General features: G+C 46.0%; 39 protein-coding genes. 2 read left to right on the top strand and 37 right to left on the bottom strand.

What is annotated here, in order from left to right; all coding sequences use genetic code 11:
- The first annotated feature begins 54 nt into the window (after positions 1–54).
- Positions 55–675: a BamJ family beta-barrel-assembly machinery protein gene (gene bamJ / locus NP165_RS11870; protein WP_257084141.1), complete on the top strand. Its 621-nt coding sequence runs from the start codon at positions 55–57 to the stop codon at positions 673–675.
- A gap of 96 nt (positions 676–771) precedes the next feature.
- Positions 772–1,281, top strand: coding sequence for a DUF2780 domain-containing protein (locus tag NP165_RS11875; protein WP_257084142.1), 510 nt, complete (start codon positions 772–774; stop codon positions 1,279–1,281).
- Between the two features lie 201 nt (positions 1,282–1,482).
- Here the strand turns inward: NP165_RS11875 and rplQ are convergent, their stop codons facing one another.
- From rplQ to kefG, 37 genes are all read right to left on the bottom strand, one after another.
- Positions 1,483–1,863 carry a 50S ribosomal protein L17 gene (gene rplQ / locus NP165_RS11880; RefSeq protein ID WP_005383141.1) on the bottom strand — a complete coding sequence of 127 codons (381 nt, stop codon included), beginning with the start codon at positions 1,861–1,863 and terminating at the stop codon, positions 1,483–1,485.
- A gap of 26 nt (positions 1,864–1,889) precedes the next feature.
- A complete protein-coding gene (locus tag NP165_RS11885; protein WP_004410407.1) occupies positions 1,890–2,882 on the bottom strand; it encodes a DNA-directed RNA polymerase subunit alpha in 993 nt (330 codons plus the stop codon).
- A gap of 24 nt (positions 2,883–2,906) precedes the next feature.
- On the bottom strand, positions 2,907–3,527 hold the full coding sequence (gene rpsD / locus NP165_RS11890; protein WP_014230671.1) for a 30S ribosomal protein S4: 621 nt from the start codon (positions 3,525–3,527) through the stop codon (positions 2,907–2,909).
- Between the two features lie 27 nt (positions 3,528–3,554).
- Positions 3,555–3,944: a 30S ribosomal protein S11 gene (rpsK, locus tag NP165_RS11895; protein WP_001118870.1), complete on the bottom strand. Its 390-nt coding sequence runs from the start codon at positions 3,942–3,944 to the stop codon at positions 3,555–3,557.
- An 18-nt stretch (positions 3,945–3,962) separates the two neighbouring features.
- Positions 3,963–4,319 carry a 30S ribosomal protein S13 gene (gene rpsM, locus NP165_RS11900; RefSeq protein WP_250611005.1) on the bottom strand — a complete coding sequence of 119 codons (357 nt, stop codon included), beginning with the start codon at positions 4,317–4,319 and terminating at the stop codon, positions 3,963–3,965.
- 149 nt (positions 4,320–4,468) lie between these two features.
- Positions 4,469–4,582 (bottom strand): 50S ribosomal protein L36, encoded by a 114-nt coding sequence (gene rpmJ / locus NP165_RS11905; protein ID WP_000868186.1) that lies wholly within the window; start codon positions 4,580–4,582, stop codon positions 4,469–4,471.
- A gap of 38 nt (positions 4,583–4,620) precedes the next feature.
- On the bottom strand, positions 4,621–5,955 hold the full coding sequence (gene secY / locus NP165_RS11910) for a preprotein translocase subunit SecY (protein WP_008072356.1): 1,335 nt from the start codon (positions 5,953–5,955) through the stop codon (positions 4,621–4,623).
- 20 nt (positions 5,956–5,975) lie between these two features.
- Positions 5,976–6,410 (bottom strand): 50S ribosomal protein L15, encoded by a 435-nt coding sequence (gene rplO, locus NP165_RS11915; protein ID WP_257084143.1) that lies wholly within the window; start codon positions 6,408–6,410, stop codon positions 5,976–5,978.
- A gap of 5 nt (positions 6,411–6,415) precedes the next feature.
- Positions 6,416–6,592, bottom strand: coding sequence for a 50S ribosomal protein L30 (rpmD, locus tag NP165_RS11920; protein ID WP_004410429.1), 177 nt, complete (start codon positions 6,590–6,592; stop codon positions 6,416–6,418).
- A 7-nt stretch (positions 6,593–6,599) separates the two neighbouring features.
- The gene (gene rpsE / locus NP165_RS11925) at positions 6,600–7,103 is read right to left on the bottom strand and encodes a 30S ribosomal protein S5 (RefSeq protein ID WP_004745894.1); all 504 of its coding nucleotides are present in this window, start codon (positions 7,101–7,103) and stop codon (positions 6,600–6,602) included.
- Between the two features lie 14 nt (positions 7,104–7,117).
- Positions 7,118–7,471 (bottom strand): 50S ribosomal protein L18, encoded by a 354-nt coding sequence (rplR, locus tag NP165_RS11930; protein ID WP_257084144.1) that lies wholly within the window; start codon positions 7,469–7,471, stop codon positions 7,118–7,120.
- A 9-nt stretch (positions 7,472–7,480) separates the two neighbouring features.
- A complete protein-coding gene (gene rplF / locus NP165_RS11935; protein ID WP_045974707.1) occupies positions 7,481–8,014 on the bottom strand; it encodes a 50S ribosomal protein L6 in 534 nt (177 codons plus the stop codon).
- Positions 8,015–8,026: 12 nt separating this feature from the next.
- On the bottom strand, positions 8,027–8,419 hold the full coding sequence (rpsH, locus tag NP165_RS11940; protein WP_006878391.1) for a 30S ribosomal protein S8: 393 nt from the start codon (positions 8,417–8,419) through the stop codon (positions 8,027–8,029).
- A gap of 29 nt (positions 8,420–8,448) precedes the next feature.
- The gene (gene rpsN, locus NP165_RS11945; protein WP_005455658.1) at positions 8,449–8,754 is read right to left on the bottom strand and encodes a 30S ribosomal protein S14; all 306 of its coding nucleotides are present in this window, start codon (positions 8,752–8,754) and stop codon (positions 8,449–8,451) included.
- A 17-nt stretch (positions 8,755–8,771) separates the two neighbouring features.
- Positions 8,772–9,311, bottom strand: a complete 540-nt coding sequence (gene rplE / locus NP165_RS11950) for a 50S ribosomal protein L5 (RefSeq protein ID WP_114787356.1) — start codon at positions 9,309–9,311, stop codon at positions 8,772–8,774.
- A 23-nt stretch (positions 9,312–9,334) separates the two neighbouring features.
- The gene (rplX, locus tag NP165_RS11955) at positions 9,335–9,652 is read right to left on the bottom strand and encodes a 50S ribosomal protein L24 (RefSeq protein ID WP_041156795.1); all 318 of its coding nucleotides are present in this window, start codon (positions 9,650–9,652) and stop codon (positions 9,335–9,337) included.
- Positions 9,653–9,664: 12 nt separating this feature from the next.
- The gene (gene rplN, locus NP165_RS11960; RefSeq protein ID WP_004410450.1) at positions 9,665–10,036 is read right to left on the bottom strand and encodes a 50S ribosomal protein L14; all 372 of its coding nucleotides are present in this window, start codon (positions 10,034–10,036) and stop codon (positions 9,665–9,667) included.
- A 164-nt stretch (positions 10,037–10,200) separates the two neighbouring features.
- Entirely contained in the window at positions 10,201–10,455 is a 255-nt protein-coding gene (gene rpsQ / locus NP165_RS11965; RefSeq protein ID WP_005379575.1) for a 30S ribosomal protein S17, read from the bottom strand.
- Complete coding sequence (gene rpmC, locus NP165_RS11970) at positions 10,455–10,646, bottom strand: 50S ribosomal protein L29 (protein WP_004410456.1); 192 nt, start codon at positions 10,644–10,646, stop codon at positions 10,455–10,457. The genes rpsQ and rpmC overlap by 1 nt, the downstream gene beginning before the upstream one ends.
- On the bottom strand, positions 10,646–11,056 hold the full coding sequence (rplP, locus tag NP165_RS11975; RefSeq protein WP_053410101.1) for a 50S ribosomal protein L16: 411 nt from the start codon (positions 11,054–11,056) through the stop codon (positions 10,646–10,648). Before rplP ends, rpmC begins: the two co-directional genes overlap by 1 nt.
- 11 nt (positions 11,057–11,067) lie before the next feature.
- Positions 11,068–11,766, bottom strand: coding sequence for a 30S ribosomal protein S3 (gene rpsC / locus NP165_RS11980; protein ID WP_257084145.1), 699 nt, complete (start codon positions 11,764–11,766; stop codon positions 11,068–11,070).
- 19 nt (positions 11,767–11,785) lie between these two features.
- Entirely contained in the window at positions 11,786–12,118 is a 333-nt protein-coding gene (gene rplV, locus NP165_RS11985; protein ID WP_004410462.1) for a 50S ribosomal protein L22, read from the bottom strand.
- A gap of 10 nt (positions 12,119–12,128) precedes the next feature.
- Positions 12,129–12,407 (bottom strand): 30S ribosomal protein S19, encoded by a 279-nt coding sequence (gene rpsS / locus NP165_RS11990; protein WP_004745876.1) that lies wholly within the window; start codon positions 12,405–12,407, stop codon positions 12,129–12,131.
- A gap of 21 nt (positions 12,408–12,428) precedes the next feature.
- Positions 12,429–13,253 (bottom strand): 50S ribosomal protein L2, encoded by an 825-nt coding sequence (gene rplB, locus NP165_RS11995; protein WP_053410100.1) that lies wholly within the window; start codon positions 13,251–13,253, stop codon positions 12,429–12,431.
- A gap of 16 nt (positions 13,254–13,269) precedes the next feature.
- Positions 13,270–13,572 carry a 50S ribosomal protein L23 gene (gene rplW, locus NP165_RS12000; protein WP_004398471.1) on the bottom strand — a complete coding sequence of 101 codons (303 nt, stop codon included), beginning with the start codon at positions 13,570–13,572 and terminating at the stop codon, positions 13,270–13,272.
- Positions 13,569–14,171: a 50S ribosomal protein L4 gene (rplD, locus tag NP165_RS12005; protein WP_005435074.1), complete on the bottom strand. Its 603-nt coding sequence runs from the start codon at positions 14,169–14,171 to the stop codon at positions 13,569–13,571. The genes rplW and rplD overlap by 4 nt, the downstream gene beginning before the upstream one ends.
- A 17-nt stretch (positions 14,172–14,188) precedes the next feature.
- Complete coding sequence (gene rplC, locus NP165_RS12010; RefSeq protein ID WP_005379555.1) at positions 14,189–14,818, bottom strand: 50S ribosomal protein L3; 630 nt, start codon at positions 14,816–14,818, stop codon at positions 14,189–14,191.
- Positions 14,819–14,832: 14 nt separating this feature from the next.
- Entirely contained in the window at positions 14,833–15,144 is a 312-nt protein-coding gene (gene rpsJ, locus NP165_RS12015; protein ID WP_004410492.1) for a 30S ribosomal protein S10, read from the bottom strand.
- Between the two features lie 429 nt (positions 15,145–15,573).
- Complete coding sequence (gene rlmB / locus NP165_RS12020) at positions 15,574–16,311, bottom strand: 23S rRNA (guanosine(2251)-2'-O)-methyltransferase RlmB (RefSeq protein WP_257084146.1); 738 nt, start codon at positions 16,309–16,311, stop codon at positions 15,574–15,576.
- A gap of 18 nt (positions 16,312–16,329) precedes the next feature.
- Positions 16,330–18,789: a ribonuclease R gene (gene rnr / locus NP165_RS12025; protein WP_257084147.1), complete on the bottom strand. Its 2,460-nt coding sequence runs from the start codon at positions 18,787–18,789 to the stop codon at positions 16,330–16,332.
- Between the two features lie 280 nt (positions 18,790–19,069).
- Positions 19,070–19,708 (bottom strand): flagellar protein MotX, encoded by a 639-nt coding sequence (gene motX / locus NP165_RS12030; RefSeq protein WP_257084148.1) that lies wholly within the window; start codon positions 19,706–19,708, stop codon positions 19,070–19,072.
- A 230-nt stretch (positions 19,709–19,938) separates the two neighbouring features.
- Positions 19,939–21,255 carry an adenylosuccinate synthase gene (locus NP165_RS12035; RefSeq protein ID WP_257084149.1) on the bottom strand — a complete coding sequence of 439 codons (1,317 nt, stop codon included), beginning with the start codon at positions 21,253–21,255 and terminating at the stop codon, positions 19,939–19,941.
- Positions 21,256–21,386: 131 nt separating this feature from the next.
- The gene (locus tag NP165_RS12040; protein WP_257084150.1) at positions 21,387–22,331 is read right to left on the bottom strand and encodes an isoaspartyl peptidase/L-asparaginase family protein; all 945 of its coding nucleotides are present in this window, start codon (positions 22,329–22,331) and stop codon (positions 21,387–21,389) included.
- A gap of 128 nt (positions 22,332–22,459) precedes the next feature.
- Entirely contained in the window at positions 22,460–23,005 is a 546-nt protein-coding gene (slyD, locus tag NP165_RS12045) for a peptidylprolyl isomerase (RefSeq protein ID WP_257084151.1), read from the bottom strand.
- Between the two features lie 96 nt (positions 23,006–23,101).
- Positions 23,102–23,296 (bottom strand): YheV family putative zinc ribbon protein, encoded by a 195-nt coding sequence (locus NP165_RS12050; RefSeq protein WP_257084152.1) that lies wholly within the window; start codon positions 23,294–23,296, stop codon positions 23,102–23,104.
- A gap of 18 nt (positions 23,297–23,314) precedes the next feature.
- Positions 23,315–25,111 carry a glutathione-regulated potassium-efflux system protein KefB gene (kefB, locus tag NP165_RS12055; RefSeq protein WP_257084153.1) on the bottom strand — a complete coding sequence of 599 codons (1,797 nt, stop codon included), beginning with the start codon at positions 25,109–25,111 and terminating at the stop codon, positions 23,315–23,317.
- Positions 25,095–25,685, bottom strand: a complete 591-nt coding sequence (gene kefG / locus NP165_RS12060; protein WP_257084154.1) for a glutathione-regulated potassium-efflux system ancillary protein KefG — start codon at positions 25,683–25,685, stop codon at positions 25,095–25,097. The genes kefB and kefG overlap by 17 nt, the downstream gene beginning before the upstream one ends.
- Positions 25,686–25,831: the final 146 nt, after the last annotated feature.

Genomic DNA, 25,831 nt, shown 5'->3' on the forward strand with positions numbered 1-25,831 from the left:
CCGCTAATACTGGTATCCTTACGCACTTCACACACCATACTAAAGAGAGACACTATGTCTGAAGTAAAATTTGAGACTGTAGAGCAAAAAGCAAGCTACGGTATCGGTCTACAGATGGGTCAGCAACTTGCGGGTTCTGGTCTTGAAGGTTTGAACGTTGATGCTATCGCGGCAGGTATCGCGACTGCACTAGTTGGTGATATGCCAGCAATCGAAATTGACGAAATCAACCAAGCACTTCAAGAACTACATCAACGTGCTGAAGCAGTACGTCAAGAAGCAGCAAAAGCTGCAGCTGCTGATGGTGAAGCATTCCTGAAAGACAACGCTCTACGTCCAGAAGTAACGGTACTTGAGTCTGGTCTACAATATGAAGTTATCACTGAAGGTACTGGTGAAATCCCAACTTCTGACAAGCAAGTACGCGTTCACTACCACGGTGAGCTAACTGATGGCACTGTATTTGACAGCTCAGTATCACGCGGTCAACCAGCTGAGTTCCCTGTAACTGGCGTAATCAAAGGTTGGGTTGAAGCACTTCAACTAATGCCTGTTGGTTCTAAGTGGAAACTATACATCCCACAAGACCTTGCATACGGTGAGCGTGGCGCAGGTGCAGCAATCCCTCCATTTGCAGCACTAGTATTCGAAGTTGAGCTACTAGATATTCTATAATCTGTAAGCAACTCGGCTTTATGAAACGGTGGCCTTTGCGTCACCGTTTTTTATTCCATAATACGTAATTGATAATAATTAGATATCGGAGAAACCATGAATAAAAATCTTGTATTGGCAGTGATTGCAAGTGCAGCTTTAATGGGCTGTCAAAACACTTCAGGAAGCTCAGAAAATACTGCATCGACCAATGCTGGCAGTAGCTCATACAGCTCTATTGCTGGCGCTGCGTTACTTGCTGCTGCTCAATCATGGGGTCAACAAAGCGAGGATACTTCGGTTCTTACTCAGGCTATTCAGCAAAGTACAAATGTGACACCTCAGCAGGCGGCGGGAGGCGTTGGCTCTCTTTTAGCACTAGCTCAAAACTCACTAGGTCAAACGCAGAACAACGAACTAGCAGGCCTAATTCCTGGTTATAGCTCTCTTCAGCAATCAGGTCTAACTTCAATGATTGTGAACAGTGACATGGTTAAAAGCAGCTTTACTGCCTTAGGAATGGACCCATCACTCATTTCAACATTTGCACCAATCATTCTACAAACACTTCAAAGCCAAGGTGCAAGCACTGGCCTTCTAAGTAGCCTAGGTACAATCTGGCAATAAGCAGAAAAGTAGCTGAACTCAGTTAAATAGATATCTGTATAGAAGTTAAGTAAAGTCGCTGATGAATCGGGTACTAACTCGCTACATTGGCGATTTTTATTGGTGGGATGCGTATTTCTTACTTTAAGAATAATACTTTATTGAAATTCAGATACAAAAAAGCCGAGCTATCGCTCGGCTTTTCCGTTCTTACGAACCTGATTACTCAGCAGCTTCTTCAGCAGCTGGGCGATCTACAAGCTCAATGTAAGCCATTGGAGCTTTGTCACCAGCACGGAAGCCAGCTTTTAGGATACGTGTATAACCGCCCTGACGAGCAGCAAAACGTGGACCTAGTTCGTTAAACAGTTTTGCAACTACTTCGTTGTCACGAGTACGTGCAAATGCTAGACGACGGTTAGCAACGCTGTCAGTCTTAGCTAGTGTAATCAAAGGCTCAACTACGCGACGTAGCTCTTTTGCTTTTGGCAGTGTAGTCTTGATAACTTCATGACGTACTAGAGAGCTAGCCATATTGCTGAACATCGCTTTACGATGTGAGCTGTTGCGGTTGAGTTGACGACCACTCTTACGATGGCGCATGACCTAATCCTTCTAACTATTATCGATTAATCTTCAGCGATAGACGCTGGTGGCCAGTTTTCTAGGCGCATGCCCAGAGACAGACCACGTGATGCAAGTACGTCTTTAATCTCAGTAAGAGATTTTTTACCAAGGTTAGGCGTTTTAAGTAGCTCAACCTCAGTACGCTGTACAAGATCACCGATGTAGTGAATCGCTTCTGCTTTCAGACAGTTAGCAGAGCGAACTGTTAGTTCAAGATCGTCTACAGGACGCAGTAGGATCGGATCGAATTCTGGCTTCTCCTCCTTCTCCTCAGGTACACGTACATCACGTAGATCTACGAACGCATCCAATTGTTCAGCAAGAATTGTTGCTGCACGACGGATAGCTTCCTCAGGGTCAAGAGTACCGTTCGTTTCCATGTCGATAACAAGCTTGTCTAGGTCTGTACGCTGCTCTACACGAGCTGCTTCAACAGAGTAAGCAATCTTGTCTACTGGGCTGTACGTAGCGTCAACCAGTAGGCGGCCAATTGGACGCTCATCTTCTTCAGTATGGATACGAGCTGAAGCTGGAACGTAACCACGACCACGTTCAACTTTGATACGCATTGCGATCTCAGCGTTGTCATCCGTTAGGTGACAAATAACGTGTTCTGGGTTAGCGATCTCTACATCACCATCATGGGTGATGTCACCTGCAACCACAGGGCCTGAGCCTGATTTGTTCAGTGTAATAAACACTTCATCTTTGCCTTCGGCAACGCGTACAGCCAAACCTTTAAGGTTTAGAAGAATTTCAAGAATATCTTCTTGAACACCTTCTTTAGTGCTGTATTCGTGTAGAACGCCTTCAATCTCTACTTCTGTAACTGCGCAACCTGGCATAGAAGATAGAAGAATACGGCGAAGTGCATTACCTAGAGTATGACCAAAGCCACGCTCTAATGGCTCAAGAGTTACTTTTGCGTGAGTCGTGCTAACTTGTTCGATGTCAACAAGACGTGGCTTAAGAAATTCTGTTACAGAACCCTGCATTGTGTCCTCTCTTTAGTTTAAACCTTACTTAGAGTAAAGCTCGACGATCAGTTGTTCGTTGATGTCAGCAGACAGATCTGAACGCTCAGGCATACGCTTGAACGTACCTTCCATCTTACCGCCATCTACTTCAATCCAAGTTGGTTTTTCGCGTTGTTCAGCAACTTCTAGAGCCGCTTTAATACGAGATTGCTGTTTAGCTTTCTCGCGGATAGAAACAACGTCGTTAGCCGCAACTTTGAAAGAAGGAACGTTTACAACTTTACCGTTAACTAGGATAGCTTTGTGGCTAACTAGCTGACGTGCTTCTGCGCGAGTCGCACCAAAGCCCATGCGGTAAACTACGTTATCAAGACGACCTTCAAGAAGCTGAAGTAGGTTTTCACCAGTGTTGCCTTTTAGGCGAGCTGCTTCTTTGTAGTAGTTACGGAATTGTTTTTCTAGAACGCCGTACATACGACGAACTTTTTGCTTCTCACGAAGCTGAACGCCATACTCAGATAGACGACCGCGACGAGCGCCGTGTACACCTGGTGCGTTATCAATTTTACACTTGGTATCGATCGCGCGAACACCAGACTTAAGAAATAAGTCAGTGCCTTCACGACGGCTAAGCTTCAGCTTAGGACCCAAATATCTTGCCATGATCTTTCTCCAATTATCCTAGAAACGTTATACGCGACGTTTCTTAGGTGGACGACAACCGTTATGAGGGATTGGTGTAGCATCAACGATGTTTGTGATGCGGAAACCAGCTGCATTCAGTGCGCGAACAGTAGATTCACGACCTGGACCAGGACCCTTAACCATAACTTCCAAGTTCTTTAGACCGTACTCTTTAGCCATTTCAGCACAACGCTCAGCAGCAACCTGTGCAGCGAACGGAGTAGACTTACGAGAACCACGGAAACCTGAACCACCTGCAGTAGCCCATGCAAGAGCATTGCCTTGACGGTCAGTGATAGTTACGATTGTGTTATTGAAAGATGCATGGATGTGCGCAACGCCATCTGCAACTTGCTTGCGTACGCGCTTGCGAGCGCGAGTTGGTTGTTTAGCCATTGTACTCTACCTTCCCGATTATTTCTTGATCGGCTTACGCGGACCCTTACGGGTGCGAGCGTTGGTTTTAGTACGCTGTCCACGTAGTGGTAGACTGCGACGATGACGAAGACCACGGAAACAGCCAAGGTCCATAAGACGCTTGATGTTCATAGATACTTCACGACGTAGATCACCTTCTACAGTGTACTTAGCTACACCATCACGCAGTTGATCGATCTGCTCTTCAGTTAGTTCACTGATCTTCACATTTTCAGCAATACCCACTTCAGCTAGGATAGCTTGAGAGCGAGTTTTACCGATGCCGTAGATCGCTGTTAGAGCGATTACAGCATGTTTCTGATCAGGAATGTTAATGCCAGCTATACGGGCCATTATTCACTCCTAAGTGGTTCTATAAAAGAATTAGCCGCAGCAAAGCCCGTCTCGGATACGCTGCGGAGTACTACTTCTTTTGCACGCAAAAGGTAGGCCGAGGAATATACTCGACACTACCTTATATTTCAAGTAAAAATTTCTGCTGATTAGCCTTGGCGCTGCTTGTGCTTTGGCTCACTGCAAATCACGCGAACAACACCGTTACGCTTGATAACTTTACAGTTACGGCAGATTTTTTTAACGGAAGCACGAACTTTCATTGCTAAACTCCGTAATTGAAACTGAAACTACCGCCGAATTAACGGCCGTAACCTTTCAGATTCGCTTTCTTCAACACAGAATCATACTGTTGAGACATCATATGAGTCTGTACCTGTGCCATAAAGTCCATGATAACAACAACTACGATAAGTAGAGATGTACCGCCGAAGTAGAAACGTACGTTCCACGCGACCATCATGAACTCCGGAATCAGACAGATAAAGGTAATGTATAGCGCACCAGCTAGGGTTAAACGCGTCATTACTTTATCAATATACTTAGCTGTCTGCTCACCTGGGCGGATGCCGGGTACGAATGCACCTGACTTCTTCAGGTTATCTGCTGTTTCACGCGGGTTGAAAACCAACGCCGTGTAGAAGAAACAGAAGAAAATAATCGCTGCTGCATAAAGCATTACATACAACGGTTGACCTGGGCTAAGAGCCAAGGACACGTCAGTTAACCAACCAAACGCGCTGCTCTCACCATTCTGGCCAAACCACTGAGCCAATGTTCCTGGAAACAGGATAATGCTTGATGCAAAGATTGCTGGTATAACACCTGCCATATTAATTTTAAGAGGCAAGTGAGTGCTTTGAGCAGCAAATACTTTACGACCTTGTTGACGCTTCGCGTAGTTTACAACGATACGACGCTGACCACGCTCCATGAAAACAACAAAGTAAATAACTGCAAAAGCTAGTACCGCAATCAACAGCAGAAGAAGTACATGCAATTCACCTTGACGCGCTTGCTCGATTGTTTGACCGATTGCTGAAGGCAATCCAGCAACAATACCTGCAAAAATAAGTAACGAAATACCGTTACCAATTCCACGCTCAGTAATTTGTTCACCTAACCACATTAGGAACATGGTGCCGGTTACTAAACTTACGGTAGCAATTAGCGTAAACATGGTTTGGTTGATAACAACCAGATTGTCGACCATGTTTGGTAAGCCTGTTGCAATACCAATAGCCTGGAATGTCGCAAGTACAAGCGTGCCGTAGCGTGTATATTGGCTGATCTTACGACGGCCTGCTTCACCCTCTTTTTTGAGTTCAGCTAACGCTGGATGAACTACAGTTAGCAGTTGGACAACAATAGATGCCGAAATATACGGCATAATGCCCAACGCTAATATAGATGCACGCTCAAGAGCACCACCGGAGAACATGTTAAACATTTCAACGATGGTACCTTTTTGCTGTTCGAACAAATCGGCAAGTACAGCAGCGTCAATACCAGGAATCGGCACAAAAGAGCCTGCTCGGAATACTAAAAGTGCACCAATTACGAATAACAAGCGCGACTTTAATTCACTTAAGCCGCTCTGAGCACTACGAAAATCTTGTCCTGGTTTCTTAGCCATCTGTACCTCGTTCCTCGAGATTATTCCTCGATTTTACCGCCTGCAGCTTCGATTGCAGCTTTAGCGCCTTTAGTCACACGTAGACCTTTTACAGTCACTGCTTTGTTGATTTCACCAGAAAGAACAACTTTAACGAATTCGATGTTCTTAGTGATGATGTTAGCAGCTTTAAGACTGTTTAGATCTACTACGTCACCTGTTACTTTCGCTAGCTCAGCTAGACGAACTTCAGCAGACACTAGGCTCTTACGAGAAGTGAAGCCGAACTTAGGTAGACGCTGTTTCAGAGGCATCTGACCGCCTTCGAAACCTGGGCGAACTTTACCGCCTGAGCGTGACTTTTGACCTTTGTGGCCACGGCCACCGGTTTTACCTAGGCCAGAACCGATACCACGACCTACGCGCTTCGCAGAAGGCTTAGAGCCCGCAGCCGGTGATAGAGTATTCAAACGCATTCTGATTACTCCTCAACTTTAACCATGTAATAAACCTTGTTGATCATACCGCGTACGCACGGAGTATCTTCAAGTTCTACTGTGTGGTTGATTTTACGAAGGCCCAGACCTTTAAGACACGCTTTGTGCTTTGGTAGGCGACCAATTGAGCTTTTAGTTTGAGTTACTTTAATAGTTGCCATGGTGTTCTTACTCCGAAATAGATTCAACAGTTAGACCACGTTTAGCAGCAACCATCTCTGGCGACTTCATGCTACCTAGTGCATCGATCGTTGCACGAACGATGTTAATAGGGTTCGTAGAACCGTATGCTTTAGATAGTACGTTGTGTACACCAGCAACTTCTAGTACTGCACGCATCGCACCACCTGCGATAACACCAGTACCTTCTGCAGCAGGCTGCATGTAAACTTTAGAGCCCGAATGGCGACCTTTCACTGGGTGGTGAAGAGTACCTTCGTTTAGAGCGATCGTAGTCATGTTACGACGCGCTTTTTCCATTGCTTTTTGGATCGCTGCAGGTACTTCACGAGCTTTGCCGTAACCGAAACCTACGCGACCGTTACCGTCACCAACTACTGTTAGTGCAGTAAAGCTCATGATTCGACCACCTTTAACCGTTTTAGAAACACGGTTAACGGCGATTAGCTTTTCTTGCAAATCATTCGCTTGAACTTGTTGTTCTTTAGCCATCGTCCAACCCTACCTTAGAATTTCAGACCAGCTTCGCGAGCAGATTCTGCTAGCGCCGCTACTCGACCGTGGTATTGGAAACCAGAACGATCAAATGCAACTGACTCAACGCCTTTCTCAAGAGCGCGCTCTGCAATAGCTTTACCTACTGCTTTAGCTGCATCGATGTTACCAGTGTACTTCACTTGCTCACGGATCGCTTTTTCTACAGTAGAAGCTGCTGCGATTACCTCAGAGCCGTTCGCTGCGATAACCTGAGCGTACACGTGACGAGGAGTACGGTGTACAACTAGGCGAGTCGCACCCAGTTCTGCAATCTTACGACGTGCGCGTGTAGCACGACGGATGCGAGATGCTTTCTTATCCATAGTGTTACCTTACTTCTTCTTAGCTTCTTTAGTACGCACATTTTCATCTGCGTAACGAACACCTTTGCCTTTATACGGCTCAGGCTCACGGTAAGAACGAATGTCAGCCGCAACTTGACCAACTAGTTGTTTGTCACAACCAGTGATAACAATTTCAGTTTGGCTTGGACATTCAGCTTTAATACCCGCTGGCAACTCGTGCTCAACTGGGTGAGAGAAGCCTAGTGTTAGGCCTACAGCGTTGCCTTTAATAGCAGCACGGTAACCAACACCTTTAAGAGTTAGCTTCTTAGTAAAGCCTTCAGTAACACCAACAACCATGTTGTTAACTAGAGCGCGAGCAGTACCTGCTTGTGCCCATGCGTTAGCAACACCTTCGCGTGGACCGAAAGTAAGATTGTTTTCTTCCTGAGCAACAACTACCGCATCATTAAGAACGCGTGATAGTTCGCCTTTAGCACCTTTTACAGTGATTTCTTGGCCGTTTAGTTTCACCTCTACGCCAGCTGGAATAGCGACAGGTGCTTTAGCAACACGAGACATATTCTACTCCTATTACGCTACGTAGCAGATGATTTCACCACCAAGACCTGCTTTACGTGCAGCGCGGTCTGACATTAGACCCTTGGAAGTTGAAACGATAGCAACACCAAGACCACCCATTACAGAAGGAAGTTCATCTTTCTTCTTGTAAACACGTAGACCTGGACGAGAAACACGTTTAAGTTGCTCAATAACTGGTTTAGCTTGGAAGTACTTAAGAGTTACTTCTAGCTCAGGTTTTACTTCGCCTTCAACAGCGAAGTCAGTGATGTAACCTTCAGCTTTTAGTAGTGCAGCAATTGCAACTTTAAGCTTTGAAGAAGGCATTTTTACAGCAACTTTGTTTGCTGCCTGACCGTTACGAACGCGGGTCAGCATATCCGAAATCGGATCTTGCATGCTCATATGATTTACTCCAAATGATTAAGTGGCAATTACCAGCTAGCCTTACGAAGACCCGGAATCTCGCCTTTCATGCAAGCTTCACGAACCTTAATACGGCTTAGACCGAACTTACGTAGGTAACCGTGTGGACGACCAGTTTGGTTGCAACGGTTGCGCTGACGTGAAGCACTTGAATCACGTGGAAGAGATTGCAGTGTAAGAACTGCGTTCCAACGATCTTCTTCAGATGCGTTTACATCGCTGATGATAGCTTTTAGCGCTGCACGCTTTTCAGCGAACTTAGCTACTAGCTTTGCACGCTTTGCTTCACGTGCTTTCATTGATTGTTTAGCCATAACAGTAACCCTTCACCTTACTTACGGAATGGGAAGTTAAAGGCAGCCAGCAGAGCACGGCCTTCCTCATCAGTACCAGCAGACGTCGTAATAGTGATGTCTAGACCGCGTACTCGATCAACTTTATCAAAGTCGATTTCCGGGAAGATGATTTGCTCGCGAACGCCCATGCTGTAGTTACCGCGACCGTCAAAAGACTTAGCGCTAACACCACGGAAGTCACGTACACGTGGAAGAGCGATCGAAATTAGACGCTCAAGAAAATCCCACATACGTTCGCCACGCAAGGTTACTTTACAACCGATAGGGTAGCCTTCACGGATTTTGAAACCTGCAACAGATTTACGCGCTTTTGTGATAAGTGGCTTCTGACCAGAGATCGTTGCCATATCAGACGCTGCGTTTTCTAGCAGTTTCTTATCGTTGATTGCTTCACCAACACCCATGTTTAGGGTGATTTTCTCGATTCTAGGGACTTGCATGACGCTTGTGTAACTGAACTGTTTGGTCAGCTCAGCGACTACAGACGACTTGTAGTAATCATGCAGTTTCGCCATAGTAGAACTCCAAATTACTTCTATTAGTTAGAAACGGTTTCGCCGTTAGACTTGAAGAAACGAACTTTCTTGCCATCTTCGAAACGGAAACCGATACGGTCAGCTTTACCAGTAGCTGCATTAAAGATTGCAACGTTAGAAACATCAATTGCTGCTTCTTGTTCAACGATGCCACCTTGTTGACCTAGAGCCGGTACCGGCTTTTGGTGCTTCTTAACAAGGTTAATACCTTCAACGATAACTTTACCAGTTGCTAGGACCTTAGTTACTTTACCTTTCTTGCCTTTATCTTTACCAGCAAGAACGATTACTTCGTCATTACGACGGATTTTAGCTGCCATCTTACGTGCTCCTTACAGAACTTCTGGAGCCAGTGAAACGATCTTCATGAACTTATCGCCACGAAGTTCGCGAGTCACAGGACCAAAGATACGTGTACCGATTGGTTGCTCAGTATTGTCATTTAACAGTACGCAAGCATTACGGTCGAAGCGAATGACAGAACCGTCTGGACGACGTACGCCTTTACGGGTGCGAACTACCACCGCCTTCAGAACGTCACCTTTCTTAACTTTACCGCGAGGAATTGCTTCCTTAACAGTAACTTTGATGACGTCACCGATATGTGCATAACGGCGGTGAGAGCCACCCAGAACCTTAATACACATTACGCTGCGAGCGCCTGAGTTATCAGCTGCGTCCAGCATACTTTGCATTTGGATCATGTTAGTGCTCCGCTAAATATATAAAAAAACTAGACCCTCACGGGTCGGGCTGCCTCTTTAAAAGGGACGCGAATTGTACCACCCTTTTTTATAATTGGGTAGTCAAAAAATAAACGGCCCCAAAAAAATTTTTGGAGCCGTTTATTTTCATAGAATTAGCAAGATTAAATCTTCGCTTTTTCTAGAACTTTTACCAATGTCCAAGACTTAGTCTTAGACAGAGGACGACACTCTGCGATTTCAACAGTGTCGCCTAGGCCACACTCGTTGTTCTCGTCATGTGCGTGTACTTTAGTCGTACGTTTTACGTATTTACCGTAGATCGGGTGTTTTACGAAACGCTCGATAGCAACAGTGATAGACTTGTCCATCTTATCGCTAACAACACGACCTTGTTGAGTACGTTTTACTTCGCTCATTATGCGCCTGCCTTCTCAGTCAAAACAGTTTTCACACGTGCGATATCACGGCGTACAGCTTTCAGAGTATGAGTTTGCTGTAGTTGACCAGTTGCAGCTTGCATGCGCAAGTTGAACTGTTCGCGTAGCAAATTCAATAGCTCAGCGTTAAGCTCTTCAACGCTTTTCTCGCGTAGATCTTGTGCTTTCATCACATCACCTGCTTAGTTACAAATGTAGTTTTGAATGGCAGTTTACGAGCCGCTAGGCGGAACGCTTCACGTGCCAATTCTTCAGGTACACCACCCATTTCGTACATAACCTTACCAGGTTGGATTTGGGCTACCCAGTACTCAACGTTACCTTTACCCTTACCCTGACGAACTTCAAGTGGCTTTTCTGTGATAGGTTTGTCTGGGAACACACGGATCCAGATTTTACCTTGACGCTTAACGTGACGTGTCATTGCACGACGTGCCGCTTCGATTTGACGAGCAGTTAGACGACCACGGCCAACAGCTTTAAGACCGAATTCGCCGAAGCTTACATCAGTACCTTTAGCTAGACCACGGTTACGACCTGTGTGAACCTTACGGAACTTAGTACGTTTAGGTTGTAGCATCTGTCGACTCCTTACTTACGGCCTTTGCGCTGCTTCTTAGGCTTGTCGCCTTTAGGCTCTACAGCGTTAGCTGCTGGCATGCCACCTAGGATCTCACCTTTGAAGATCCAAGTTTTGATGCCGATCACACCGTATTGAGTGTGAGCCGAAGAAGTTGCGTAATCAATGTCAGCACGTAGAGTGTGTAGAGGTACACGACCTTCACGGTACCACTCTGAACGTGCAATTTCAGCGCCGCCTAGACGACCGCTTACTTCTACTTTGATACCTTTAGCGCCTAGACGCATTGCGTTTTGTACCGCGCGCTTCATAGCACGACGGAACATAACACGACGCTCTAGCTGAGACGCGATGCTATCACCAACAAGCTGTGCGTCTAGCTCAGGTTTACGTACTTCAGCGATGTTAATTTGCGCTGGTACACCTGCGATTTTAGCTACAGCTGCGCGTAGTTTTTCTACGTCTTCACCTTTCTTACCGATTACAACGCCAGGACGAGCAGTGTGAATAGTCACACGGATGCTCTTAGCTGGACGCTCGATAATGATGCGTGAAAGTGATGCTTTTTTCAGTTCATTTGTAAGGAACTGACGTACCTTGAAGTCGCCGTCTAGGTTGTCAGCGAAATCTTTGGTGTTAGCAAACCAAGTAGCATTCCAAGGCTTAACGATGCCTAGACGAATACCATTAGGATGTACTTTTTGACCCATTGCTTACTCTCCTAGTCTCTTAGCGATCTGCTACAACAACAGTGATGTGGCTTGAACGCTTCAAGATACGATCCGCACGACCTTTAGCACGAGGCATAATACGCTTCATGATCGGGCCTTCATCTACGAAGATTTTTGCGACATTTAGATCGTCAATATCTGCGCCTTCATTGTGCTCCGCGTTAGCGATAGCTGACTCAAGAACTTTCTTGATTAGTTCAGCAGCTTTTTTGTTGCTGAAAGTCAAGATTTCTAGAGCTTGGTCTACAGATTTTCCACGAATTTGGTCCGCAACTAAGCGAGCTTTCTGAGGCGAAATGCGAGCAAAGTTATGTTTAGCTAGTGCTTCCATCATCTACTCCTTAACGCTTCTTAGCTTTCTTATCCACGACATGGCCGCGGTAAGTACGTGTTGGTGCGAATTCACCCAGCTTGTGACCGATCATTTCTTCGGTTACGAAAACTGGTACGTGCTGACGACCATTATGGACAGCGATGGTCAAACCGATCATCGTAGGGATGATCATTGAACGACGGGACCAAGTCTTAATAGGCTTTTTGTCTCCGCTTTCCACCGCTTTCTCTACCTTCTTCAGCAAGTGTAGGTCAATAAAAGGACCTTTCTTGAGAGAACGTGGCATGGCGATTCCTCTTTATATAGATTACTTGTTACGACGACGTACGATGTACTTGTCAGTGCGTTTGTTCTTACGGGTCTTGAAGCCTTTAGTTGGCATACCCCAAGGAGATACTGGGTGACGACCACCAGAAGTACGACCTTCACCACCACCGTGTGGGTGGTCTACCGGGTTCATTACCACACCGCGAACGGTAGGACGAACACCGCGCCAGCGGTTAGCACCAGCTTTACCTAGTTCACGTAGCATGTGCTCAGAGTTGCCTACTTCACCGATTGTTGCACGGCCTTCAGACAATACTTTACGCATCTCACCAGAACGTAGACGGATAGTTACGTATGCACCGTCGCGAGCAACGATTTGCGCGTACGCACCAGCCGAACGAGCTAGCTGACCACCTTTACCAGGCTTAAGTTCAACGTTGTGTACAGTTGAACCTACTGGGATGTTACGCATTGGAAGTGCGTTACCAGCTTTGATTGGTGCATCCGCACCAGACTGGATTGCATCACCAGCTTGAACACCTTTAGGTGCTAGGATGTAACGACGCTCACCGTCTGCGTACAGCACTAGAGCAATGTTTGCGCTACGGTTTGGATCGTATTCTAGACGCTCAACTTTCGCTGGGATGCCATCTTTAGTACGTTTGAAGTCAATTACACGGTAGTGGTGCTTGTGACCACCGCCGATGTGACGTACTGTGATACGACCGTTGTTGTTACGACCACCGTTCTTAGAGTTTTTCTCTAGAAGAGGTGCGTAAGGCTTACCCTTGTGTAGGTCAGCGTTAACAACTTTAACAACGTGACGACGACCAGCCGAAGTCGGCTTACATTTAACAATAGCCATTTCTCAACTACTCCTGTTATTCCGCGCCGCCAACAAAGTCAAGATCTTGACCTTCTTTCAAAGTAACGTACGCTTTCTTAACGTCGCTGCGGCGACCTTGGCGTAGACCTTGACGTTTGGTCTTACCCTTAGTGATAAGAGTATTTACAGACTTAACTTCAACTTCAAAAAGCTTTTCTACAGCTGCTTTGATCTCTTTCTTAGTTGCATCTTTAGCTACTTTGAAAACGATAGTGTTCGCTTTCTCAGCTGCCATAGTTGCTTTTTCAGAGATGTGCGGAGCACGTAGAACTTTTAGGATACGCTCTTCAGTGATCATGCTAGCATCTCCTCAACTTGCTTAACTGCTTCAGCAGTCATTACAACTTTGTCGAACGCGATTAGTGAAACTGGGTCGATACCAGCAACGTCACGTGCGTCAACTTTGTATAGGTTACGAGCAGCTAGGAATAGATTCTCATCTACTTCGCTAGTCACGATTAGAGCGTCAGTTAGCTCAAGCTCTTTAAGCTTAGCAACTAGCTCTTTAGTCTTTGGCGCTTCAACTGAGAAGTTATCAACAACGATTAGACGCTCTTGACGAACTAGCTCAGAAAGAATGCTCTTCATAGCACCGCGGTACATTTTTTTGTTTACTTTTTGGCTGTGATCTTGTGGTTTCGCAGCAAAAGTAACACCACCTGTACGCCAGATTGGGCTACGGATTGTACCAGCGCGTGCACGGCCAGTACCTTTTTGACGCCATGGCTTAGCGCCACCGCCAGAAACTTCTGAACGTGTTTTTTGAGCACGAGTACCTTGACGAGCACCTGCTGCAAACGCAACAACTACTTGGTGTACAAGAGCTTCGTTAAACTCACGTCCGAAAGTAGTTTCGGAAACAGTTAGTGCATCAGCACCTTTAACCATTAGTTCCATTACTTACTCCTGAGACGTTATGCTTTAACAGCTGGTTTAACGATCACGTTGCCGCCAGTTGCGCCTGGGACTGCACCTTTAATAAGAAGCAGGTTGCGCTCAGCGTCAACACGTACGATCTCTAGGTTTTGAGTCGTTACACGCTCAGCACCCATGTGACCTGCCATTTTCTTGCCTTTAAATACGCGACCTGGAGTCTGACATTGACCGATAGAACCAGGAGCACGGTGAGACAATGAGTTACCGTGAGTCATATCTTGAGTACGGAAGTTCCAACGCTTAACAGCGCCTTGGAAACCTTTACCCTTAGATGTACCAGTAACGTCTACTTTCTTAGTTTCGTTGAATAGTTCAACAGTTAGTTCTGAACCAACTTCGAACTCTTCGCCGTTTTCTAAACGGAATTCCCAAAGACCGCGACCAGCTTCAACGCCAGCTTTAGCAAAGTGACCTGCTTCAGCTTTGTTTACGCGGTTAGCTTTCTTAGAACCAGCTGTAACCTGGATTGCTGCGTAGCCGTCAGTTTCAAGAGTTTTCACTTGAGAAACACGGTTAGCTTCAACTTCAACAACAGTTACTGGGATAGAAACGCCTTCTTCAGTAAATACGCGGGTCATGCCCACTTTACGACCGATTAGACCAATCATACTTCTAATCTCCCTTAACCTAGGCTAATTTGAACGTCAACGCCCGCAGCAAGGTCTAGACGCATTAGAGCATCAACAGTTTTGTCTGTTGGCTCAACGATGTCGATTAGACGCTTGTGAGTACGGATTTCGTACTGGTCACGTGCTTTCTTGTTAACGTGTGGAGAGATAAGAACTGTGAAACGCTCTTTACGAGTTGGTAGTGGGATTGGACCACGAACCTGTGCGCCAGTGCGCTTAGCTGTTTCAACGATTTCCGCTGTAGAAGCATCGATTAGTTTGTAATCGAAAGCTTTAAGGCGGATACGGATACGTTGGTTCTGCATGAGACAGAGCTCCAATAATAAAAAATTACACAAACAATATCGCCACTCAGACTCGTAAAGACGAGAGAATGCCGATTGATTTATGTGAAACCGTAGCTCCCAAGATTAGGAAGCATTGTCAGTTAATTTTCGATTAACTATCCCTATATACCAAGGTCACCCTTGGGGATAGTTTTTCCGAAGAAAAGATAGCTAATTGTATTAACCGCGAACATAAGCTGAGTCTACATTACCTGACAAATCAAACAGATACGTCAGCTCCTCACTGCTCATTGGTTCACAACTGGCTTAACCAGTGCGCTGCATTATACAGATCACAGTTTTAGTTGCAAGGGGTGTGTGAAAATTAAGCGAAATTAATTTCAGATAGAAAAAAGCGCACAGGACGTGAGTCATATGCGCTTTAAAATTAATGATTTGGGAAGGACATTACGCCAGCCGTTGACGTACCGCCTCAAACAAACAAACGCCTGAAGCCACCGATACGTTAAGGCTCGATACGCTGCCCGCCATTGGGATTTTGATTAAGTCATCACACGTTTCGCGCGTCAGGCGGCGCATACCATCACCTTCAGCACCCATCACAATTGCCAATGGACCAGTGAGCTTAGCTTGGTAAATATCGTGAGTCGCCTCACCCGCAGTGCCCACAAACCAAATGCCCTGCTCTTGTAGTGAACGCATGGTGCGAGCAAGGTTCGTTACTCGTACAAGTGGTACTGTTTCTGCTGCACCACACGCTACTTTGCTCACTGTCGCGTTGATGTTCGCTGATTTATCTTTAGGTACAATAACCGCGGCTACACCGGCAGCATCTGCATTACGTAAACACGCCCCTAAGTTATGCGGGTCAGTCACTCCATCAAGTACCAATAGCAATGGTGCTTCATGCTTAGCCAAAATGTCATCTAGATCATTTTCATTTAATTGCTTAGCCGGTTTTACACGTGCCATAACGCCTTGGTGATTCGCACCGCGAGCTTTATCGTCGAGTGTTTTACGTGTCATTTGTTGAATCGACACACCGATTTGTTGCAGTTCGTTTAGAATCGGCATCAAACGGTCGTCTTGACGACCTTTTAAAACGAACGCTTCAATAAAACGTTCTGGTTCACGCGCTAAAACTGCTTTTACTGCGTGAATACCGTAAATAAATTCATTACTCATTAACTAAACCTGTTTCGTTTACTGCGCTTTCGCGTGTTTGCTACTTTTGGCTTTCCTAGGCTTACTGTTCGGCTTTTTCTTACGCGCTTTGGTGACTTTAGGCTTTTTAGGCCCCTCTTTACGCTCTACCGATTCTGGGCGTACAGTTGGCTCAATATTAGGAGAGGCTTTGCCGCTGCCTTTTGTTGCAGCACGCTTTTTCGCCTTTGCTTTCGATTGAGCTTCTGCCGCGCGTTTCTTCGCCGTTTTTCCTTTGCCGCGTAGCTTACGACTTGTTTCGACTAATTCAAAGTCAATTTGACGATCATCTAAGTTCACGGACAAGACTTTCACTTTTACCGCATCACCTAAACGATAGATCGCACCAAAGCTTTCACCGATAAGCCTTTGACCAATCGGGTCAAATTGATAGTAGTCGTTAGCAAGGGTCGAAATATGAACCAAGCCATCAATGTGCAGTTCGGTCAGGCGAACAAAGAAACCAAAACTCGTTACGTTGGCAATGACACCTTCCAGCTCATCGCCGACATGGTCTTGCATGTACTCACACTTAAGCCAGTCTGCCACTTCTCGAGTTGCATCATCTGCACGGCGCTCAGTCATCGAGCACTGCTCACCATAGAAATCCATATCGTCAAACGAATAGTGGTAACCACCCGTTGGAGTCCAGCGATCTTGATTACGCCCTTCTTGTTTCGCGATCAGATATTTAATCGCACGGTGTAAAAGCAAATCAGGATAACGGCGGATTGGTGATGTGAAATGCGCGTAACGCTTGAGTGCTAGACCAAAGTGGCCAACATTATCTGCGTTGTACACCGCCTGCTTCATTGAACGCAGCAGCATAGTTTGGATCAGTTCTTGGTCTGGACGTTCTGCAATTTGACGTGCTAGATCTGCGTAATCCATTGGTGATGGTTCTAAACCACCTTTCAAGTCTAAACCCAATTCGCTCAAGAAATCTCTAAAGCCCGTCAATCGCTCTTCACCTGGAGACTCGTGAATACGGTAAAGTGCTGGCTCTTTTGCTTTTTCTACCAATGACGCAGACGCGATATTGGCCAGAATCATACATTCTTCAATGATTTTATGAGCGTCGTTACGAATGACAGGTTCAATGCTGTCAATTTTACGTTCTGCATTGAAGATAAACTTAGTCTCGACACTTTCAAACTCGATAGCTCCGCGATGTTCACGCGCTTTCTTAAGTGTCTTATACATTTTATGCAGTTCTTCAAGATGCACGACCAAAGGCTCGTATCGTTGACGAAGTTCTTCATCACCTTCGAGGATTTCGTGAACTTTGGTGTATGTTAGACGAGCGTGCGAATTCATTACCGCTTCATAGTGTTTGTAACCCGTCAGTTTACCCGTTTCAGACAATGTCATTTCGCAAACCATACACAAGCGATCCACCTGCGGGTTTAGAGAACATAGACCGTTAGACAACACCTCTGGTAGCATTGGTACCACTTGAGATGGGAAGTATACGGAGTTACCACGGTTGATTGCTTCTTTATCCAGTGCGGAATCCGGGCGGACGTAATAGCTGACATCAGCAATCGCTACCCATAGTTTCCAACCACCATCAGGAAGGGCTTCGCAGTACACCGCGTCATCAAAGTCTCGGGCATCTTCACCATCAATGGTCACCAACGGGAGTTCACGCAGATCGACACGGCCTTGTTTCGCTTCTTCTGGAACTTCCTCACCCAACCCTACAATTTGCTTATCAACTTCAACTGGCCATTCATGAGGGATCTGGTGTGTACGGATTGCAATTTGCGTTTCCATCCCCGGAGCCATGTTCTCCCCAAGCACTTCAACTACTTTGCCCATCATTCCGCGTGAACGTGAACCGCGATCAGTAATCTCAATCACGACCACGTTCCCCATGCGAGCGCCCGCTTTCAACTCATTTGGAATCAGGATGTCTTGAGATATACGGGAATCATCAGGCACGACATACGAGTAACCATATTCCATAAAGAAACGGCCGACGATCTGCCCTGTTCTCTCTTCTAGTACACGAACTAAACGACCTTCCTTGCGGCCACGTTTTGAGTTTTGTGTCGGTTGAACCAGAACATAATCGCCATGGATGATGTTTTTCATCTGATGGTGCGGTAAGACGATATCATTGTCTTTACCTGTGCTTCCTTCAGGACGCACCCAACCATGCCCATCTCTATGACCAATGACGTAGCCTTTAACCATTTCAAGTTTTTCAGGTAACGCATAACACTGGCGACGAGTGAACACGAGTTGCCCATCTCGCTCCATCGCTCTTAAGCGACGTCGTAAGCCTTCATATTGCTCCTCACCTTTAAGCTGAAGAGATTCAAACAGGTCATTGCGATTCATCGGCACGCCCGCTTGTTCCAGGAACTCCAGAATAAATTCTCGGCTTGGAATTGGGTTTTCGTAATTTTCCGACTCACGATCTGCAAATGGGTCGTTTGGGATATTATCTGACATAGGCACGCCTAAAGTTAGCAAGGAAGGTATCTGAAACTAGTATATCTGAGTCCTGCCATAACCTACAGGTAAAGCCGTTTAAAAACGGAGATTATCTGATTAGTTTTCATAACTTAGCTCTGCTATTCGCAGTCATCGACTAGCCTGTGAAAAAGTCACGGCATCAACTGATAGGTTGTAGGGAGTTGTATGAAAAAGAAGAGATCAGAGAGAAATCGTGGACAGGCATACCGCTCACTGAGATAAACCTGAGTGCAGGGAGGCTTATCTCAAATGCGGATCACCAGAAAGTCTCTCGCTTTTTGGCACGTGCGATAATATTCATTGGCATACGTTGTTCAAGCCCATCACGTAAGATCGTAATACGCTTATGAGTACGTTGATCGGCTGTTGCAGAGTTATACAACCATCTGTACGCATCTTCATAATCCAAAGGACTACCATAGTCTCTTAGTAGCAACTCAGCTAAGTGAATTCGTGCGTTGAGGTTACCCATTGCTGCCGCCTCTCGAAGATACGGTATCGCTCGCTCTTTATCTTGCTGGACTAATGTTCCACGCGAATAATAGCGACCTAACTGTTCCAGTGCTGCTGGTAACCCTTGGTGAGCCGCGTTTTCCATGTAGTAAAGGCCAAGCTCTACATCCTGATCAACACACACACCCCAGGCCAGCATGTCACCGTAGAGAAACTCGTACGCTGGTAAACTGATTCGGGTAGCACGAGCAACAATGTCTTCGACCAACTGGCAGTTGTCGGCCTTAACACGCGCTAAATGTTGGTTTTCATTAACGAGATTTATTAGTTCTGCTTCGGAGTAGATAGGTACTGGCTCGCCAATATCCTGCAAACCATTCGCTTTGACCATAAAAGTCGTCGCAGCCAATACCATTGAAGCCGCTAATCGTTTTAGCTTCATTTTTTGCACTCTTAACTTCGATTATTAACTTTGGCGGTACACCAATGCCATGTTTGCCGTAAGAACGGCAAGTTTGATAGTTATATCGGCAAACCGTGTAATCTCTTTAGTCAAAATTGCCGCTTTTAGGCAAAATATTGCCATAGGGAGTATAGCTGGCTATGGAATGCAATGCATAAAAAAACCAGCGACGATGCGCTGGCTTTCTAATTCACTGATAACAATCAGGATTAAGATTCAAATGGGTGAACCTTGATGATTGTTTCGTTACGATCTGGACCTGTAGAAATGATGTCTACTGGAACGCCTGTGAGTTCTTCAATGCGCTTGATGTAATCTAGAGCCGCTTTTGGTAGCGCTTCGATTGATTTCGCACCGAATGTGTTCTCAGACCAACCAGGCATAGTTTCGTAGATTGGCGTAGCTTCTTCAAACGCTTCAGCAGCCATCGGAGAAACTTCTAGTACAGAGCCATCTGCCATCTTGTAACCAGTACAGATTTTTAGCTCTTCTAGACCATCCAGTACGTCTAGCTTAGTTAGACAGAAACCAGAAATAGAGTTGATTTGGATTGCACGACGCATTGCAACAGCATCAAACCAACCTGTACGACGTAGACGACCAGTCGTTGCGCCAAACTCGTGGCCAACAGTGCCTAGGTGCTTACCAACTGGGTCTTGTTTCTCTTGACCGTCGTATAGTTCTGTTGGGAATGGACCCGAACCGACACGAGTACAGTAAGCTTTAGCGATACCAAGGATGTAACCGATGTGACGAGGACCGAAACCCGAACCTGCAGCAACACCGCCAGCAGTCGTGTTAGAAGACGTTACGTATGGGTATGTACCGTGGTCGATATCTAGTAGTGTACCTTGCGCGCCTTCGAACATGATCTTGTCGCCACGCTTGCGTGCCGCGTCTAGTTCGTCAGTTACGTCGATAACCATTGAAGTCAGTAGTTCAGCGTAGCCTTTCGCTTGCTCAAGTACTTCTTCGTAGCTCACTGCTTCAGCTTTGTAGAAGTTAACTAGTTGGAAGTTATGGAATTCCATCACTTCTTTTAGTTTCTCTGCGAAAGCTTCCATATCAAATAGGTCGCCAACGCGTAGACCGCGACGAGCAACTTTATCTTCATAAGCTGGACCGATACCACGACCAGTCGTACCGATTGCTTTCTTACCACGAGCAAGTTCGCGAGCTTGGTCAAGCGCGATGTGGTAAGGGAGAATTAGTGGACAAGCTTCAGAAATGAAAAGACGCTCGCGTACAGGAATACCGCGCTCTTCAAGAGGTTTCATTTCTTTAAGTAGAGCTTCTGGTGATAGAACTACACCGTTACCGATAACACATTTCACGTTATCGCGAAGGATACCTGATGGAATTAAGTGAAGAACGGTTTTTTCACCGTCAATTACTAGAGTGTGGCCTGCATTGTGACCGCCTTGGTAGCGAACCACATATTTTGCATCTTCAGTTAAAAGGTCTACGATTTTACCTTTACCTTCGTCACCCCATTGGGTGCCTAGAACGACTACGTTATTACCCATCTTTCCAAGTCTGATTGCTGGTTAAAAATGGATTCTAGCACTGAATCACATTTCTTGCAGTTATTTTTTAATCACGCTTGCGCAGAGGTTAACTAAGTGTTTGTAGATACAAGATTTTGTCGCCATTACACTTAGCTTTCTGCGGCGTAGATCTTAATTTCTATTCGGCCTTGAGTATCGATTCCAGCACGATACATACCTGAACTATTCATTGCGTAACTGATGCTGCCTTGTGAATCGAGTGCGATCAGACCACCTTCACCACCCATCGTTTTGAGCTCACCTTGAATCACTGATTCACTTGCCGTTTTCACATCTTCTTGCAAGTAACGCATTCGTGCGGCGACATCACTGGCAACGCATTTTCGAATGAAGAACTCCCCCATCCCAGTCGTCGACACAGCAACATTGCCATTTTCTGCGAACGTGCCCGCGCCAATGATTGATGAATCCCCAACTCGACCATACTTCTTATTGGTCACGCCTCCCGTACTGGTTGCAGCTGCCAAGTTACCTTGCTTATCCAACGCAACTGCACCAACCGTACCGTACTTATTATCATCAGGGTATTTTGATTCAGACAACGCAAACAACCCCTTCTCTTTCATGGATTGCAACTGGTCGTATCGGCGATCGGTATAGAAGTAGTCTTGTTCGGTATATTCATAACCTTGTTCGAACGCAAACTCTTCCGCGCCTTCTCCAATTAATAGGACGTGGTTGCTGTTTTTCATGACATCACGCGCCAGTTCGATAGGATTTTTTATATGACGAACACCCGCTACAGCCCCAGCTTCCATTTGTTTGCCATGCATAACGGACGCATCCATCTCGACCATCTCTTTACTGGTCAGTACTGAGCCCTTTCCTGCATTAAAATGAGGAGAGTCTTCCAGCACTTTTACCGCTTCGATGACGGCGTCTAACGCATCCCCACCCTGCTCCAATATTTTGTGCCCAGCTCGAACTGATGCCTCTAGAGCGGACCGAATTTGAGTTTCCAGCTCAGGCGTCATCTGTTCACGTAAAATGGTTCCTGCTCCGCCGTGTATGGCAATGGAAAATGGCGTATTCACAGACCTTCCCTTTCTTATTTCGTTACGAAATTTCGCGCTAAAGAATACAAAAACGCAAGCGGATACATCGCTTGCGTTTTCAATATCGGCATTCCTGCTTCTAGTCAGCAGGATTTACTATTCTCGAATTAGTGAGAACCGCAGCTACCACCGCCACAACAGCCATCTTCGTGGTCGTGATCATGGCCATGATCGTGACCACAGCCACCCTCTTGGTGTACATGACCGTGTTCTACTTCTTCAGCTGACGCTTCACGTAGTGCAACTACTTCAACGTCAAAAGTCAGTGTTTGACCAGCAAGCATGTGGTTGCCATCTACAACAACTTCATCGCCGTCTACTTCTGTTACTTCAACAGGAATAGGACCTTGATCAGTATCCGCTAGGAAACGCATACCAACTTCAATTTGCTCAACGCCTTGGAATACGTTCGCAGGAACACGCTGAACTAGCGCATCGCTGTGCTCGCCGTATGCTTCTTCTGGAGTAACAGTTACAGAGAACTTAGCACCTGCTTCTTTACCTTCTAGGGCGTTTTCAAGACCTGTAATTAGGTTGTTGTTACCGTGTAGGTAATCTAGTGGCGCGTCAGTTGTAGATTGATCAACAACCGCACCATCTTCTAGTTTTACTTGGTAAGCAAGACTTACTACTACGTTCTTTTCGATTTTCATAATTACTCCAAGGAGTTAAAGAAACGGAGCAAAAAGCTTGCTCCGATTAACAAAATGTCTATCCACGTATTATGGGGATTGATTATAGAAACTCAATTATTCTGGCTTAAAAATTCCGATCATCTCTTGGCCACTGTGTTCAGTTTTTTCTACAGATTGAGGCTTGCGTTGATCGGTATGCCCACACTCAACACACTCTACCAATTCGATATTGTTCTCTATCCACCAGCGTAATGTGTCTTGTGCAGAACACTTAGGACAACTGGCTCCCGCAATAAATCTTTTTTTCATTTCACGACTCTGTTTGGATTAATCCCAGAAGTTTTTCGATTGTTTATCGCTTTCCATCTCACGACCAAAAATCTCTTCCAGTTCTTTTCGAGCTTCTTTGGCTCTTAACGCTAATTGTTTATCATCGGTGTGCTGAGGCAACAACTCTTTTAGCATCGCGTTATCCAGTTTTCTGAAATGCGCTTCTGCCCTTTTTGCCTGATATGGGTGCATGCCCAATTCAACCAACGCCTGACGCCCCAAGTCTAACGCACCTAAAAAGGTTTCTCGCGAATAGCTTTCAATTCCGTGACTGAGCAACTGATATGCCTCTACTCGGCTTCTGGCTCGTGCTAATAATTTTAGCTTCGGAAAGTGTTGTTGACACAATTCGACGATTTTCATTATTTCGTCCGGTGAGTCGGTGCAGATGATCATCGCTTCCGCTTTATCAGCACCGGCTGCCCGCAATAGATCTAATTGAGTCGCATCGCCAAAAAACACCTTATAGCCATACTTACGAAGCAATTGAATTTGACTGGCATCACTCTCCAGAACCGTGACCTTCATTTTATTGGCATACATCAAACGGCCAACAATCTGACCGAAACGTCCAAAACCTGCAATGATGACTCTTGGCTGTTTATTGACGACATCGCTACGGCGTGTTTTAGATGCGACGGCATTGAGCCTACGAGCGTACCAACGATTTTGTACCATCAAAAGTAAGGGGGTCGTCACCATGGATAAGCTCACGACAACCAATAAGAAAGCAATTTGGTCTTGCGATAACAACCCTTCCACACTCGCCGCTGTAAATATGACAAATGCAAACTCACCACCTTGGCTGAGTATCGCCGCCATCTTACTGCGCGCTTTAGCTCGATTGCCCGATAGATGCGCGAGAAAATACAAGATCAACCCTTTGACCGCAATCAACCCCAGCACCGTAAACAAAACCGCGAAGGGCTGCAACGCGAGCAAGCCAAGGTTGACGGCCATACCGACAGCGATAAAGAACAACCCGAGTAGCAAGCCTTTAAATGGCTCGATGGCGATTTCTAATTCATGGCGGTATTCACTTTCAGCCAGTAACACCCCTGCTAAGAAAGTCCCCAACGCCATGGATAACCCAAGTTGCTTCATCAAAAGCGCAATGCCGATCACCAATAACAGTGAAGCCACGGTAAACAGCTCCCGCACCCCACTCATGACCACGTAGCGGAAAAGCGGTCTAAGCAGATAGTGACCTCCGACCAACAAACCGCCGACGCCACACAGCATCCATACAACATCCGCCCAATTACCTGCCGTATTCCCCGCCAATACCGGTAGAATCGCAAGCATCGGGATTACCGCGATATCTTGAAACAGCAGCACCGCAAAACCCGACTGCCCCGCTTCGCTGCCTTCTAGCCCTTGCTCTTCAATCACCTTCAGTGCGATCGCGGTTGAGGAGAGCGCTAGCCCCATCCCAATCACCACACTGGTTTGCCAACTGGTTCCGACAAGGTAGGCCACACTCGCAAGGACTAGCGTCGTGATCACAACCTGCGCGCCCCCAAGCCCCAAAATCGGCCCCTTCATTTGCAGCAATTTTTTCGGATTCAATTCTAGACCGATCAGAAACAGGAGCAGCACTACGCCAAATTCGGCAAAATGGAGGATGGAGTTCACATCGCTGATTAGGCCAAGTCCCCAAGGACCAATGGCGACACCCGCCAGCAAATAGCCTAAAACCGATCCAAGCCCTAAGCGTTGAGCCAAAGGGACTGCAACAACAGCCGCCGTGAGAAAAATTACGCTACTTTGTAGAAAGTCACTTTCCATCGCCATGCTGACCTCCTACTGCTTCTTCATGAGTCAACGTAAGATTCATCAACCACTGGCGATATCCTTCTGCATGTTGATAGCGTTCCATTTCAGGCACTTTTCGCGCCCAGTACAGCACCAACGGCTCTATCCAATGCATCTGACAAAGGGCCGCGCTTAATTCGAAGGGTTGTAATATTTCAGACAGCGGGTAGCGGTTGTAACCCGCCTCACCAAACGCGTCCTCTCTACCCCCAGCGGTAATCACACTACGCCAGTATTTTCCTTTTAACGCATCACCAGAACCAAATGCAAAGCCCTTGCACAATACTCTGTCCATCCATTCTTTTAACAATGCCGGGCAAGAGTACATATAGAGGGGATGATGGAAGACAATGACATCATGCTTGGTGAGCAGGCTTTGCTCCGCTTTGACATCAATAAAAAAATCGGGATAACGTGCATAAAGATCGCGCACTGTGACATGATCAAGCGATTCGATCTTCTTGATCATCATTTGGTTAGCTACTGAACTATCTGGCTCGGGGTGAGCGTAAAGTACAAGTACCTTGGGCTTTTTTGATAGTCGTGTCTGCATTCCTTGGTCAGCAATCCTTCTTAATGATGTAGCTAAGCACACCTTAGATACAAATTTATCGTTATCAGATTGTTATACGTCTTTGTTACAGAGAATACAATGATCGACATTTAATCTTAATCCCCCTACTATTCGACGCGATATGA

This window comes from Vibrio japonicus (genome assembly GCF_024582835.1).
Taxonomy (GTDB): Bacteria; Pseudomonadota; Gammaproteobacteria; order Enterobacterales; family Vibrionaceae; genus Vibrio; species Vibrio japonicus.